Source organism: Janthinobacterium sp. SUN026, assembly GCF_030397625.1.
Taxonomy (GTDB): domain Bacteria; phylum Pseudomonadota; class Gammaproteobacteria; order Burkholderiales; family Burkholderiaceae_D; genus Janthinobacterium; species Janthinobacterium kumbetense.
This window is the reverse complement of record NZ_JAPQNU010000001.1, coordinates 1,780,839-1,795,462: the sequence shown is the minus strand read 5'-3', so window position 1 is coordinate 1,795,462 and position 14,624 is coordinate 1,780,839. Positions and strand designations below refer to the sequence as shown.

The following is a 14,624-nucleotide window of genomic DNA, read 5'->3' as shown; positions in this document are numbered from 1 at the left end:
CCTTCCCTTGTCTGGAGAACGCAGTGAGCACCGTCAGTCCCGTCCATGCCAACCACCTGAGCACCCTGTACAGCGAGCACCACGGCTGGCTGTATGGCTGGCTGCGCGGCAAGCTGGGCAACCGCGCCGAAGCGGCCGACCTGGCGCAGGACACCTTTTTGCGCCTGCTGGGCAAGCGCGAGGTGGCACCGCTGGCGCCCCTGCGCGAACCGCGCGGCTACCTGGCGACGATCGCGCGCGGCTTGCTGATCGACCGCTACCGCCGCCAGGCGCTGGAGCAGGCCTACCTGGAAGCGCTGGCGCAGCAAGCCGAGCCAGCATCGATGTGCGCCGAAACGCATGCCATCATCATCGAAACCCTGCTCGCCGTCGACCGCCTGCTCGACGGCCTGGGAGCGCGCACGCGGACCATCTTCCTGCTGGCGCAAATCGAAGAACTCAGCTACGTGGACATCAGCCGGCGCCTCGGCATCTCGCTGCCGACCGTGAAAAAACACCTGGTGCGCGCCTACACGGAATGCCTGATGCTGGCGGCCGCCTGATGTTTTCCCCTTCTTCCCCGCATTCAGCCCCCATCGCCCGCAAGGTGCTGGCCGCCGCCGCCCACTGGCATGTGGAACTCCAGTGCGGCAGCGCCGACCCGGCCGCCCTGCAGGCGTGGCGCGACGCCAGCGCCGAGCATGAACGGGCCTGGGATCTGCTGCGGCGTATGGACGGCCAGCTGGGCGCGATACCGGCAGCGCTGGCGATGCCGGCGCTGCAGGCGGCGCAGCAGCGCCGGCGCGCGGCCGCCAAGATACTCGCCCTGCTGGTGGCGGCCGGCGGCGGCATCGCGTTGGGCCAGGCGGGCTTGCAATCCGGCCCATGGCAAGCCCTGACGGCGTCCCTGCGCACGGCGCCGGGCCAGCGCCGCCACGTGACGCTGGCTGATGGCGGGCGCCTGGAGATGAATACGGCCAGCGCCCTGGATGTCGCTTACAGCGCCACGCACCGCCGCATCCGCCTGCACCGTGGCGAAATCATGATCACGACGGCGCCCGACCCGCGCCCCTTCCTCGTCGATACGCCGCACGGCGTGATCCGCGCGCTGGGCACGCGCTTCGGCATACGCTGCGACGACGATGGCAGCACCGTCAGCGTCTTCGAGCACGCCGTGGAAGTGCGCTGCGCGGCGCGCCCGGACGCCGTGCGCCGCCTGGAAGCGGGGCAGCAGCTGCGCTTCGGCGCCACCGGCGCGGATGAGGTATTGAGCACGCCCGCGCACCAGGACAGCTGGCTGCGCGGCATGCTGGTGGCCGCCGACTGGCCGCTGCAACAGCTGGTGGCGGAGCTGGCGCGCTACCGGCGCGGGCGTCTCGCCTGCGATGCCGCCGTGGCGCGGCGCCCCGTCACGGGCACCTACCGCCTCGACGATATCGACGCCGTGCTGGAAAGCCTGTGCGCCTCGCACGGGCTGCAAGTGACGTACTTCACGCGCTACTGGGCCACGGTATCGGCCCGGCCGGCATAATTATTTTCAGTTTTTTTGCGTTTGGGGTTGGTGTTTCGATGCGCTGCTTCGGCTTGACAAGTAAGAAGCCGATTCATTGGCCATTTTCTTATCCCTCTGAGCAGAAAGACCGAGCATGCAGCTGACCACCCCTGTCCTCCATCCCGCCGCGCGCGCCATCCGCCTGGCCGTCCTCGCCATGGCTTGCGCCGCCCCCGCCGCCTTCATCGCCGCGCCCGCCCTGGCGCAAGGCCAGGCCGCCACCACGGCGCCGCAAGCCTACGCCGTGCCGGCCGGCCCGCTGGCCACTGCCCTGAACGACTTCGCCGTCGCCGCAGGCGTCAGCCTGTCGACGGATCCCGCGCAGACGCGGGGACTGCGCTCGCCCGGCGTCCGCGGCAGCTTCAACGTCACGCAGGGGTTCGCCCAGGTGCTGGCCGGCAGCGGCATGGAAGCCGTGCAGCTGCCGAACGGCGCCTATGTGCTGCGCCTGGCGGCCGTGCCTTCCGCCTCGGCGAGCGGCGCGGAAAAGACCATGGCGCCCGTGACGGTCAGCGCCAGCATGGAGCGCGACCCCGTCAGTGAACACAGCAACTCGTATGCGGCGCGCGCCGTCACCGTCGGCAAGGGCGTGCAAACCCTGCGCGAGATTCCGCAATCCGTCAGCGTCGTCACGCGGCAAAAGATGGACGACCAGAACCTGAACACCATCGACGCGGTGCTGGCCAATACCACCGGCATCACCATGTACGACAGCCCCATGGGCGGGCGCTATGTGTATTCGCGCGGCTTCATGGTCGAAACGTACCAGTTCGACGGCGTCAACCGCGCCATGTTTTACCCCCAGGCGAACAGCTTTACCAGCAATACGGCCATGCTGGACCGGGTGGAAATCGTGCGCGGCGCCACGGGACTGCTGCAGGGCACGGGCTCGCCGGGCGCCGCCATCAACATGGTGCGCAAGCGCCCGCTGGCGGAAAAGCAGGTGCAGCTGGCGCTCGGCGCGGGACGCTGGAACGACGTGCGCGGCGAAGTCGACGTCACCGGCCCCTTGAACGAGTCGGGCAGCATCCGCGGCCGCGCCGTGGCCGCGCATGACCAGCGCGATTATTTTTATGACGTGGCCGACAGCCGCACGGACGTGCTGTACGGCGTGCTGGAATTCGACCTGGCGCCGGGCAGCAAGCTGACGACGGGCGCCAGCTACGAAAAGCTGAAGTCGACGCCGTTTTTCTCCGGCATGCCCCGCTACCTCGATGGCAGCGACCCGAAGCTGCCCCGCTCGACCTACCTGGGCGCGAACTGGAACCGCTGGGACAGCCGCCAGACGGCCGCCTTCGCCGAATTCGAACACCGCTTCGATGCCGACTGGTCGCTCAAGGCCAGCGCCAACTACACGCGCGAGCAGCATGACGTGAAATACATGTTCAACCTGGGCGCGCTCCATCCCGCCACCCTGGCCGGCATGATGATGTATACCGGCGTGTTCGACTATGGCACCACCAACAAGGGTGTCGACCTGTCGCTCGACGGCAAATTCAACGCCTTCGGCCGCCGCCACGGCTTCAGCGCCGGCATCAGCACGAACCGGCTGGAAAGCGACAGCGATTACAGCCTGGCCATGATGAAGCTGCCCAATAGCGCGCTGCAACCCAATCACGCCGTGGCGGAACCGAGCGATGCCTGGATACGCAAGGAAAAGTATGGCGGCGCCCACAGCCTGACGAGCATGACGCAGACGGGGGCGTATGGCGTGGCCCGCTTCAGCGTCAGCGACCCGCTCACCGTGGTGGCGGGGGCGCGCGTGTCGAACTACAAATCGAGCAGCGTGTACCGCGACACGGGCGAGGTGTATATCGACCCGTATCGCGAAAACGGCGTCGTCACACCATATGGCGGCGTCATTTACGCGTTCGACAAGCGCTGGTCAGGCTATGCCAGCGTCTCCGACATCTTCCAGCCGCAAAACCAGCGCACGGCCGACGGCGCCCTGCTCGACCCGCTGAAAGGCCGCAACCTGGAAGTGGGCGTGAAAGGTGAACTGTTCGACGGCAAGGTGAATACCTCGCTGGCGCTGTTCCGCATCGAGCAGCGCAACCGCGCGGAACTCGACCTGGTGAATACCTGCTCGTCCGGCACGGAGTGCTATTTCTCGGCGGGCAAGGTGCGCAGCGAAGGCGTCGATGCGGAAATCAGCGGCGAAGTGGCGCCGGGCTGGCAACTGTTCGCCGGCTACACGCTGAACAACTTCAAGTACCTGGAGCAGACGTCGAGTGCGGGCGTGATGTTCGCCAGCACCTACTCGCCGCGCCACATGCTGCGCGCGTGGAGCGACTACCGCCTGTCCGGCGCCCTGCAGAAGTGGAGCGTGGGCGGCGGCGTGAACTTCCAGACGGAGAGCTCGCGCACCACGCGCGACGTGAAGGTGGCGCAAGGCGCGTACGCCTTGTGGAGCGCGCGCGCCGCGTACCAGATCGACCGCAACTGGACGGCGTCGCTGTCCGTGACGAACTTGCTCGACAAGCGCTACTACCAGACGGTGAGCGCACCTGCGTGGGGCAATTTCTACGGCGAGCCGCGCAAGGCGCAACTGACCTTGCGCGCGCGTTTCTAAGGGGGACTCAGGTCGCCGGGCGCAGGGGCGCCTTCGGCAACGGGATGAATTCCGTCTCGCCCGGCACCTGTCCCATGCGCTGGGCGCTCCAGTCGTCGGCCGCCTGCGACAAGCGCTCCTTGCTCGACGAGACGAAGTTCCAGAACAGGAAGCGGTGGCCGTCCAGCGGCTCGCCGCCGATGACGACGAACTGCACCGGGCCGCCGCCTGCCGTCACGACCGGCACGGCGCCCGCTCGCACGGCGCCCGCTTCCAGCAAGGCCATGGTGTGCGGCACCAGCGCCACGCCATCGAGCAGCACTTCCCCGCTGATCGGGTAAATCGCCGCTTCCGCCGGCAAGCCGTCCAGGCGCAGCTCCTTGCCTGCCTCCAGCGCCACGTCCAGGTACAGCGTCTGCATGTAGGTGCGCACGGGCGAGGTCCGGCCAAACGCCGTGCCGATCAAGACCTTCACCACGGCGCCATCGAGCGGCACGACGGGAATGTCGGCCTGCGGCGTGTGCGTGAAACTCGGTTCATCTTCCTCGTGCGCCTTCGGCAGCGCAGCCCACAGCTGCAAGCCGTGCGTGCGGTGCGGCTGGCCCGCCAGGTCGTGCGGCGTGCGTTCCGAATGCACGATGCCGCGCCCGGCCGTCATCCAGTTGATGGCGCCCGGTTCGATGCGCTGGTACGAACCGATGCTGTCGCGGTGGTTGATCGCGCCCTCGAACAGATAGGTGACGGTGGCCAGGCCGATATGCGGGTGGGGGCGCACGTCGTGGTTGGCGTCGGGCGCCACGTCGATGGGGCCGAAATGGTCAAAGAAAATGAAGGGGCCGACAGCCTGTTTCACGGCGGACGGCAGCAAGCGCCGCACGACAAAGCCGCCGCCCAGGTCTTTTTCGTGGCTTTTCAGGATGGCCGCGCTCATGCCAGCACCGTCGTCACTTCGGTGGTCACCGCCGTCATCAATTTATGCAACGGGCATTTGCCGGCCGCGGTCAGCAATTCCTCGCGCTGCGCATCCGTCAGCTCGCCCGTCAGGTGCAGGGTGGCGGCCAGGCGGTACACGCCCTTGCGCTCTTCGCTGGCATCGCGCTCCGTGCTCACTTCCACGTGTTCCAGCGGGATGCCCTTGTGTTTGGCGTACCAGACGACGGTAAGCGCCTTGCAGGCCGACAGGGCCGCGTCGTACAGGTCGTGCGGCGACGGGCCGGCATCGCCGCCCCCTTCCGCCACCGAAGCGTCGGCGGAAATGATGTGGTCGCGCACGTGCACGATGTGGCGCATGGGTTGCGACTGGTCGCGGATGGCTTTGATGGTCATGGCGTTCCTTGGTGCGTTTGGAAAGCCACAATTTACACCGTTTGCCCGCTTTGCGCAGCCTGCGCCCCTGCTACCTGGTCATTTGATACGGAACAGGGCGTCGACCGTCTGCGCCATTTTGAGGCTGGTAACCATCAGCATGTCGTCGGGATTTTGCCGCTGGCGGCTATTCGCGCGGTTGTAGCGGTCGGACGGCACCAGGCCAACGGCATTGCCCAGGTTTTTCAGCTGGTCAGACGAGATGCCGGCCACGGCGCCCGCGCGCTTGCCGAAGCCGCGCGCCATGGCATCGGCCTTGCGCTGCGCATCCTTGACGGCTTCGCCCACCAGTTCCTCTTCCAGGCGGATGCGCTCCGTGGCGCCGAAGGTGACGGCAAACGCATCGAGGTTGGGCATGGCCAGCAGCGGACGCATGACGGCGGGCCATTTCGACAAATCCGCCACGTTGACATGCACGCTCGCCTTGATCAGGTATTGCGGATTGGCCGGGTCCTGCTCCGCGCCTTTGCGGATTTCCTTGCGCACGTCGCGTACCTCGATGCCGGCGGCCGCCTCGGGCAAGCCCTGCTCCACCAGCAGCGCCCTGATTTCCGCGATGCGCGTCTGGACCAGCGCGGTGGCCACGTCCGGCGCCGGGTCGAAGACGCTGACGTCGAAGTCGATCTCGCCCAGGTCCGGCATGACGAAGCTGTACGCCGTGCCCGTAGCATGAATGAAGGGATAGGAGGGCAAATCGCCGGCCAGGGCGGCGATGGGCAGACAGGCGAACACGATGGACAGCAGGCGGCGTTTGAACACGGACACTCCGGCACGGTTAAGGTGCATGAAGTATCCGTCAAGATGAGCAATATGACAATCCCCGCCTACCCGGCCTGGTCCAGCGTGCGCGCCACCCGGAAGCCCACGATGTCGTTCGACAGCACGGTGGAAAAGCCGTTGCGCAGGGCCGAGCGCAAATAGCGCGGGTGGTACAGCCAGGAGCCGCCGCGCAGGATACGCCGGCTGCTGTCGCTGCCCTCTTCCCACGCGCTGCCGTCGACGGGCGCGCCCTCGTAATTGTCGTGCACCACGTCCTGCACCCATTCCCACACATTGCCGTGCATGTCGAACAGGCCCCAGGAATTCGGCGCGAACGTGCCCAACGGTGTGGTGCCGCCCCGGTACACGCCGCGCGGGCCGCCGTTGTACACGTACAAGCCGTCGTAATTGGCTTGCTCGGTGCTGATGGTGTCGCCCACGTTGAACGCCGTGCGCGTACCGGCGCGGCACGCGTATTCCCATTCCGCCTCGCTGGGCAGGCGGTACTGCCGGCCCGTGCGCTCGCACAGCCACGCCAGGTACAGCTGCGCGTCATTCCAGCTCACGCCGACCACCGGATGCTGGTCGTTCTGCACGAAGCCGGGATTATCCCAGTCCGTTTCCGACCCGCCCGCCCATCCGGTCGCCTTGACGAAGGCGCGCCACTCGCCCACGCTGACGGGGTGCCGGGCCAGCGCGAACGGGCGCTCGATGCCGACCCAGTGCTGCGGCGTTTCTCGGTCCAGCCATGACTGCTGCGAACCGGCCTGGATGGCCGCCTTGTGCTCCGTCTCGTGCGCCCCCATCTGGAAGCGGCCGCTGGGAATGAGCACCAGTTCCGGCCCCTGTCCCGAGCCATCGAGCCAATCATCGCGCAAGATGCCTTCGGCATTGGCCACAGGTTCCGCGTGTTCCGGTTCCAGTTCCGGCGCCGGCGCGGATGCCGGCGAAGGGACGGCGGCAGTCGCGGCGCGGCTGGCCTCTTCGCGGCGCGCGCGTTCCTGCTCGGCCCGATACGCCGCCTCCGCCTTGGCGACGATGGCCTTGCGCTGCAATTCCTGGTGTTCCTGCAAAGCCGTGGCGGCATCGGCTTCGCGGCGCGCGCGCAGCTGGCCGCGCAGCGCTTCCTTGCGCAGCTTGCGCGCCTCTTCCGCTTCGAAATGGCGCTGCGCCTCCTGCTCGCGGCGCAGCTTGTCCTGCCGCTGCTTTTCCAGCGCTGCCGCCTGGATTTCCGCCTTGCGGCGCTGGTCCAGCTCTTCCTGGCGCGCACGCGCCTCCTTGAGCGCCGCTTCGCGGGCCTGTTCCGCCGCCAGCGCCGCCTGCTGCTGTTGCTCTGCCAGGCGCGCCTGTTGCTGACGCGCCTGTTCCGCCAGTTCTTCGGGCGACGGCCCGGCTGCCCGCTCCAGCCCTTCGAGCAAGGCTTGCACGGATAGCGGCCGCAATTCCGCCGTCAGCGAAAAACCGTTCTGCAGCACTTGCCACTGTTGCGCGTTGAGCGCCTGCGGCGCGGACGGCAGGTGGCTGGCGCTGCGCGTGTCGTCGAACGGCATGCGCCCTTCCAGCATCTGATAGATCATCACGGCCACGGCATACACGTCCAGGCGCGGGCTGGGCTGGCGCTGGTTGGCGCCGGCCTCGGGCGCCCGGTAGCCGTGCGTGCCCGCATTCGGCATCTCCAGCGCCAGGCTGCTGTCCGCATTGCGTACGCGCGACGCGATGCCGTAGTCGAGCAATTTGACATCGCCCTTCGCCGTCAGGAAGACATTGCCCGGCTTGATATCGCGGTGCACCAGCTTGTGCTTCTCCCACGCATACGCCAGGGCTTCGGCCACCGGGTGCAGCAGCTGCTGCACGGTGGCCAGCGGCAGCGCGCCCTGGCGGCCCAGATAGTGTTCGAGGTCTTCGCCATCGAGGCATTCCATGATGATGAAATAGCTGGCCGTGGCCGGGTCCTGCGCCCACTCGTAGACGCGCACGATGTTTTCATGCGCGAGTTTTCTCGCCTGGGTCGCTTCCTCGATCAGCAGTTTCGCGTGCGTGGCGCTTTGCGTCAGCTGCGGCGGCAAGATCTTCAGCGCCACCATTTCGCTGCTGCCCAGCTCCGCGTGCGTGGCCAGGTCGGTGGCTTGCCACACCTGTCCCATGCCGCCCGTGCCGATCAGGCGTTCGAGCCGGTAGCGGCGGTTTTGCGGGCCGATTTCCTGGCCCGTCATGAAGCCCAGCTCCGTGCCCTGGCGCACGGGCAGCGGCGCGGCCACGGGTGCGGCGCCGGGCGGCGCGTACTCGGCGTCGAGGATGGCGTTCTTGCGGCGTTCAAATTCCTGCTCGCTGAGCAGCCCGTCGTCGTGGAGGGCGCGCAGTTCCCGCAGTTTGTCTCGTGCTTTTTGCATCATCTGGGGTGAAACGCTTCCATCAAGGCTGCAAGGCGACGCCGCAGGCGGCGCAGAATTTATCTTCCGGATGGCCCGCGCGCTGCGCATGGCCGTTCTTGCAGCGCAGCGGCGCGCCGGTAGCAGACGCCGCGCCTGGCTGCAGCGCCTGCGCCACGGCCACGCCCAGCTGCGCCTGCGCCGACAGGCCATGCGCGTGCGCCGCGTTCTGCAGGTTGATCAAGTCCAGCTGCTGGCGCCGTTCGCGTTCCGCCTGGCCTTCCAGGTAGCTGCGCTCCTGCGCCGCGCTGTCCTGCGCCATGCGCAGCGCCTCGGCGGGAGAAACGCTGTTCTCGGCCGCCGCCAGCGCCGCCAGCGCGTGGATCTGTTCGGCGCTCATGCCCGCCTGCAGCTGCACTTTCAGCACTTGCGCCAGCGCGGCCGCGTTCTGCCCGGCGGCCATGGCCACCTTGCCCGTGTCGCTCAGGGAGCCGATTTTTTCGATGCGGTCGATGTCGATGCGCGCCAGTTCGGCCGCATGCGCCTGCTGCGCCAGCAAGGCCTCGTACTCGCCCTTCCAGCGCGCGTAATCGCTTTCGCGCTGCTGCGCCATGGCCAGCAAGTCGCGCTGCCATTGCGCTTCCTGTTCCAGCTGGCGCAGTTGCTGGCGCTGTTCCTCGATGGCCAGCGCGTCGAGCTGCGCCAGCTGCGTTTGCTGCTGCAGCTGGCGCGCGTGCACGCCGTCTGCTTCGATGGTGCGCAACAGCTTTTCCTGCTGCGCGATGGCGTCTTCGCGCGCGCCGCCGCGCCGCAGCGCCGCCACTTTTTCCGCGATTTCCGCCGCCTGCACCTGGGCCGCTTCATCCTTGTGCGCCTCGGCGCGCAGCAATTCGCGCTGGCGCGCCAGTTGCATCTGCTCTTCCCACTCCTGCACCCGCTCCGCTTCGCGCTTGCGCGCCGCATTGGCCAGCATCAGGCCCTGCCAGGCGGCTTGGTGCTGCTCCGCCTCCAGCTGCGCCTCGCGCTGGGCCGCATCCGCTTCCGCCTGGCGCAGGCGCGCCAGCTGGGTGCGGCGGCCCGTTTCGTCGTCGATCAGCAGCGCGCTTTCCACTTGCTGCGCGATCGACTGCAAATGCACCTGATGCGTAAAACGCTGCTGCGCCAGCTGGATCTGTTCGCGCCCATGCAGCTGCGACAATTCCAGCTCGCTGCGCATCTTGATGGCGGCCAGCGCCCGCACGTGTTCCCAGCTGGCCGTTTCGTCGGCGCGCTGCGCGCCCTTCTGCGCCAGTTCCTGTTCCAGCTCGCCCAGCGCCAGCGCGGCGCCATGGTCGAGCGCCTGGCGCCGCGATTTCGCTTCCAGGATGCGGCCATACAGGTCGATCTGGCGCCCGCGCAGCGCCTGCAGGCGCTCCGCTTCCTGGTGGTTCAGCTCCGCCTTTTCCACCGTCGCATCCTGCTGCAGCTCGGCGCGGCGGTGCGCATGGCGCGCCGCCAGTTCCTCGCGGCGGATGCGCTGCCACTCTTCCTCGTCATACAGCTGGTCGAGCTGCTTCATGCGTTCCAGGCTGTGCTGCTCGAGTTCCTGCGCTGGCAAGCCGCCCAGCCACAGGGTGCCGATGTTGGCGCCAACGTCGCCCTCGCGCTTGTCGTGGCGCAGCGCCAGGGTTTCCACGCGCGCCACGGCCAGGCCGCTGGGCGCCAGGCGCTGCGTCAGGGCCGATTGCAGGCGCTCGTTCAGTTCCGGGCGCAGGTCCGCATTCGCGTCCATCTCGCCCAGCGCGCGGCTGCCGATGAATTCCAGCGCGATCTGGCGCACGGATGGCAGCAGCAAGGCGTGCAGGTGGGCGCGCGTGACGGCGCCCGGCGCGCGCATGAACTGGCGCGCGAACGCGTCGGGCTGGCCCAGGGCGATATCCACGCGCAGGGATACGGCAACGTTCAGCAGTTCCGTACTGGCCAGGCCGGGCAAGTCGAATTCCAGGCTGACGGCGTCGGCGCGCGCGATCAGCACTTCGGCCGGACGCGCCGGCAGCAGCGCGGGCAGGCGCGCAAAGAAGGCAGCGCTGTCGTAGTCGCTGGCCGGTATCAAGGTGAAAGCGTCCGATTGCACGATCCAGGCGCGCGACTCGGCCGGTACCTGCAGGCGGCGCGCCGCGCTGCCGAACAGCGAGGACAGTTCGCGCACGCCGAAGAACAGGGCCAGTTGCCCATCAGCAAGATGCCATTGATTGGCATGCAGCACCGCGTCGCTGTCGGGTGCCCCCAGCGACAAGCCGCATTGCGCACAATAGCCGGCGGCAGCGCCGTTCTTGTGCTCGCAGCGCGGGCAGCGGGCGCCGCCAAAACCAAACAATTGGAACATGTGTGACTCCTGATGATATTTTTATCCACGCGACGGGGCCGCCATGCCGATTCTAGCAGGACAGCTGGCCCTGCACTTGCCGCGCGCGGCAGTGTGCAGCGTCAAATAATGCCACGCGGCAATTACATTCATATGCCCGGATACAGGGCAATTTAGGCCTCAATTCAAGCGGTCGGCTTGCCAGCCCCGCGCGCAGGCATTTCAGCGCCGTTTTTTTGCAGGCCATCCCGCCAAAACCACGGCTGGTCGCATCCGCATGGCGCAGCGGCCCGCACCTGGCTACAGTGCATGCATACCCACCCGCCACCCGAAAGGAAACATCATGAAAGCCTTGAAAAACATGGAAGCCATCTTCACCGTCGCCGTCGCCATCGCCTGCGGTGCCAGCTATGCCAGCTTCATGCAGCCATCGGCCGCCAAGGCCGCCGATGTGGCGCAAGCGGGCGCCATCCCCGTCGTGGTGGTCAGCGCCAAGCGCCTGACGGAACAGGAAAAGAAAATCTCGCTGATCGAGGAGCGGCAAGCCTTGCTGGGCAACGCTAGCGCCAGCACCCTGTGAGCCGCCGATGCTGACACCACGCCGCCTGGCGCACTGCGGACAGTCGCCGCGCCGGGCCGCCATTGGTATCTGATTTGTATCCGCCACGGATACACGGACACACAGCATTGTGTCAATTGTAATAAGTTGAATCAAAGGCGAAAAATCGCCGGCAAGCGCCTATAGTCCATTTCACGCAATCACCGAAATGGAGCAACCCATGAAACCCATCACACTCTACGCAGCAGCCATGCTTGCCATCAGCGCCGCGGCCTTCCTGCCCGCGCAGGCCATGGCCCAGAATCAGCTCGGCGTCAGCATTGTCGTCGGCAACGCCCCGCCTCCGCCACGGTTTGAAAGCGTGCCAGCGCCGCGCGCCGGCTATGTGTGGGCGCCCGGCTACTGGAACTGGGATGGCCAGCGCCATGTCTGGAACAATGGCGAATGGCTGCGCGAACGGGGCGGCAACCAGTACCGCCGCGCCGCCTGGATACAGGAAAACAACCGCTGGCGCCTGGACCGTGGCGGCTGGGTCGCTGCGCAAGTGCAGCCCGTGCGCTACGACGAGATCCGCATCGCCCCGCCGCCGCCGCGCCGCGAAGCCATCCCGCGCGCCCGCCACGGCTACATCTGGGCGCCCGGCCACTGGGAATGGCGCAGCCAGCGCTACGCCTGGACGCCAGGCGTGTGGATCGCCGAACGCCCCGGCTATGCGTATGCGCCGCCCGCCTGGAACCAGCGCGACGGCCGCTGGCAGATGGAGCAAGGCCGCTGGTCGCCACGGGGCCCGAACGGCGACCGCGACCGCGACGGCATCCCCAACCGCTATGACCGCGATAATGGCAACCGCCACGACCGCGACCATGACGGCGTGCCGAACCGCGACGACCGGCGTCCGGACAACCCGAACCGCAGCTAATACTCGGCTGTAGTCAGCACCAAGTCGCATCAAGGCCACCCCTCGCGGTGGCCTTGTCATTTTCCCGACACATCCGTGTATTAAAATCGCGCGACGATCAATCACACTGCGCGAGAAAGATTCACGATGGCGATGGAAACTGCCGGTTTTACCTACGGCTCGGACACCTCGGGCCTGGTCTGGGGCTTCCTGTTTGGCCGCGAGGCGCAGCCGCTGGCGCTCGACTCGACGGCCGCGCTGGCCTGGCTGGCCGATGGCGCGGCGCGCCCGGCGCAGGAATTCGTCTGGCTGCATTTCAACCTGTCGCATGCGGCCAGCGAAAAATGGCTGATGACGCACACGCAGCTGGCCGACGAATTCTATGAAACCCTGCACCAGGGTTCCCGCTCGACGCGCATCGAACAGGCGGAAAACACCCTGATCGCCGTGGTCAACGATGTGGTGCACAATTTTTCGTTCGAGGCGTCCGACATTTCCACCATGTGGGCCAGCGTGGCGCAAAACCTCGTCATCACGGCGCGGCGCGCGCCGCTGCAGTCGATCGAGCGCCTGCGCCAGGCCGTCATCAAGAACCACGAGCCGATCCGCTCGTCGGTGGAGCTGCTGATCCACCTGCTGCGCGACCAGGCGGACGTGCTGGTCAACATCGTGCGCGACGCCGTGGCGCGGGTCGACGATATCGAAGACCACTTGCTGGCCGGGCGCCTGGTGCCGAAACGCGAAGACCTGGGCGCCATGCGGCGCGTGCTGGTGCGGCTGCAGCGCCTGCTGGCGCCGGAACCGGCCGCCCTGTTCCGCCTGCTGCAACGCCCGCCCGCGTGGGTGTCGGAGCTGGACAGCCTGGAATTGCGCCAGTCGACGGAGGAATTTTCGGTGGTCCTCAGCGATATGTCGTCGCTACAAGAACGCATCAAGCTGCTGCAGGAAGAAATCGCCGCCAGCGTCAACGAGGAAAACAGCCGCAGCCTGTTCGTGCTGACCATCGTCACCGTGCTGGCCTTGCCGATCAATATCATCGCCGGCATGCTGGGCATGAATGTGGGGGGAATTCCGCTGGCCCAGCATCCGCAGGGCTTCTGGATCATCGTCGCCATCATCGTCACGTTCACGGTGGTGGCGGGATGGCTGGTGGTCCGCGTGCAGAAGAACAGTTAGCTCCGCTCCCGGCACGGCCTGGCAAGCGAACGGCGGGCGCCGTCCGCCATTGCTGCTTAACGGTGGTATTCGCCAGCCCGTTCAGGCTGGTAAACGATTTCCTCGATCTTGACCTTCACCACGCCGCCCGGCATAGGCCAGGCGATGCTGTCGCCCACGGATAGGCCCAGCAGCGCGCTGCCGACGGGCGCCAGCACGGAAATGCGGTCGGCCTGGCCTTCCACATCCTTCGGATACACGAGCGTCAGGCAGAATTCCTCCTTGTTTTCCACCGTGAAGCGCACGGTGGAATTCATGGTCACGACGGTCGGGGGAATCTCTTGCGGCTCGAGCACCTCGGCGCGGCCCAGTTCGTCGAGCAAGGCGGCCTTGTCCGGCGACAGATTATTACCCAAGGCATACAACAACGCTTCCAGTCGTTCCAGGTCTTGTGACGACAAAATAATTTTTGGTTTTTTTTCCAAGATATCCTCACTATTGATCATTAGGGCGACGTCCGGTTTTGCTGGCGGCAGCTTGCTTGGCCGCGGCAGACAAAACAAACAGCATCAGGACGTCCATCATCTGCGGATTATGGACGAACTCGCGGAGCAAGGCCATAGCGTTCTCGCATTCTTCATTAAAATTTATTAAAATCAATGACTTGCAATGGCCTATGCAGGCAAAAAGTTAATCCGCGCGCGATGCTGGGGCCATTGAAGTTATTCTTGATGGCATTTTGTTTATTGTCAGCATGTTTTTAAAGGAAAAAAACAGCCGGCAAAAAAAGGATTAAAATTCAGCTTGGATTATTATTAGAAAGACACGCCCCACCTTTTCCGCCTGACTTGTCGCCTAAGTAGGTCGTGGGAAATTATTGTGAAGTTATGACGAACAGAACCGGATGCGCTGCAAGGCGCCCGTTGCGACGCAGTGCAGGCACTGCTAGCAGCGGGTAACGCCGCAGAGCGCCGGTTATGGAAGTCAGAAATCACAATAATTTATTACGACCTACTTAGCCTGCTGCCACCGGCCTGTGGCATGCAGACAAAATTGCCGCGCGCCCTGTACTTTCACGCTGCAAAATGACAAT

General features: G+C 66.1%; 12 protein-coding genes. 6 read left to right on the top strand and 6 right to left on the bottom strand.

The annotated features are described in order from the left end of the window. Positions 1-23: 23 nt before the first annotated feature. The 3 genes from OX459_RS08220 (at position 24) to OX459_RS08210 (ending at position 4,103) form a co-directional block, all read left to right on the top strand. Positions 24-542, top strand: coding sequence for a sigma-70 family RNA polymerase sigma factor (locus tag OX459_RS08220; protein ID WP_289897401.1), 519 nt, complete (start codon positions 24-26; stop codon positions 540-542). After that, on the top strand, positions 542-1,510 hold the full coding sequence (locus tag OX459_RS08215; RefSeq protein ID WP_289904533.1) for a FecR domain-containing protein: 969 nt from the start codon (positions 542-544) through the stop codon (positions 1,508-1,510). Before OX459_RS08220 ends, OX459_RS08215 begins: the two co-directional genes overlap by 1 nt. Positions 1,511-1,625: 115 nt before the next feature. Further along, entirely contained in the window at positions 1,626-4,103 is a 2,478-nt protein-coding gene (locus OX459_RS08210; protein WP_289904532.1) for a TonB-dependent receptor, read from the top strand. Positions 4,104-4,110: 7 nt separating this feature from the next. Here the strand turns inward: OX459_RS08210 and OX459_RS08205 are convergent, their stop codons facing one another. The 5 genes from OX459_RS08205 to OX459_RS08185 form a co-directional block, all read right to left on the bottom strand. Continuing rightward, complete coding sequence (locus OX459_RS08205; protein ID WP_289904531.1) at positions 4,111-5,013, bottom strand: pirin family protein; 903 nt, start codon at positions 5,011-5,013, stop codon at positions 4,111-4,113. Continuing rightward, the gene (locus OX459_RS08200; protein WP_289904530.1) at positions 5,010-5,408 is read right to left on the bottom strand and encodes an OsmC family protein; all 399 of its coding nucleotides are present in this window, start codon (positions 5,406-5,408) and stop codon (positions 5,010-5,012) included. The genes OX459_RS08205 and OX459_RS08200 overlap by 4 nt, the downstream gene beginning before the upstream one ends. A gap of 78 nt (positions 5,409-5,486) precedes the next feature. Next, positions 5,487-6,233, bottom strand: coding sequence for an SIMPL domain-containing protein (locus OX459_RS08195; protein ID WP_289904527.1), 747 nt, complete (start codon positions 6,231-6,233; stop codon positions 5,487-5,489). 38 nt (positions 6,234-6,271) lie between these two features. Then, positions 6,272-8,599 (bottom strand): SUMF1/EgtB/PvdO family nonheme iron enzyme, encoded by a 2,328-nt coding sequence (locus OX459_RS08190; protein ID WP_289904526.1) that lies wholly within the window; start codon positions 8,597-8,599, stop codon positions 6,272-6,274. Between the two features lie 19 nt (positions 8,600-8,618). Beyond that, a complete protein-coding gene (locus OX459_RS08185; protein ID WP_289904524.1) occupies positions 8,619-10,940 on the bottom strand; it encodes a hypothetical protein in 2,322 nt (773 codons plus the stop codon). Between the two features lie 322 nt (positions 10,941-11,262). On the opposite strand from OX459_RS08185, the gene OX459_RS08180 reads away from it, so the two are divergent. The 3 genes from OX459_RS08180 to OX459_RS08170 all read left to right on the top strand — a co-directional run bounded on the left by OX459_RS08180 (position 11,263) and on the right by OX459_RS08170 (position 13,552). Further along, positions 11,263-11,499, top strand: a complete 237-nt coding sequence (locus OX459_RS08180; protein ID WP_099667411.1) for a hypothetical protein — start codon at positions 11,263-11,265, stop codon at positions 11,497-11,499. Between the two features lie 199 nt (positions 11,500-11,698). After that, the gene (locus OX459_RS08175) at positions 11,699-12,397 is read left to right on the top strand and encodes a YXWGXW repeat-containing protein (RefSeq protein WP_251348214.1); all 699 of its coding nucleotides are present in this window, start codon (positions 11,699-11,701) and stop codon (positions 12,395-12,397) included. A gap of 126 nt (positions 12,398-12,523) precedes the next feature. After that, a complete protein-coding gene (locus tag OX459_RS08170) occupies positions 12,524-13,552 on the top strand; it encodes a transporter (RefSeq protein WP_289904522.1) in 1,029 nt (342 codons plus the stop codon). Positions 13,553-13,608: 56 nt separating this feature from the next. Here the strand turns inward: OX459_RS08170 and rnk are convergent, their stop codons facing one another. Then, complete coding sequence (gene rnk, locus OX459_RS08165; protein WP_162835757.1) at positions 13,609-14,016, bottom strand: nucleoside diphosphate kinase regulator; 408 nt, start codon at positions 14,014-14,016, stop codon at positions 13,609-13,611. Between the last annotated feature and the right edge of the window lie 608 nt (positions 14,017-14,624).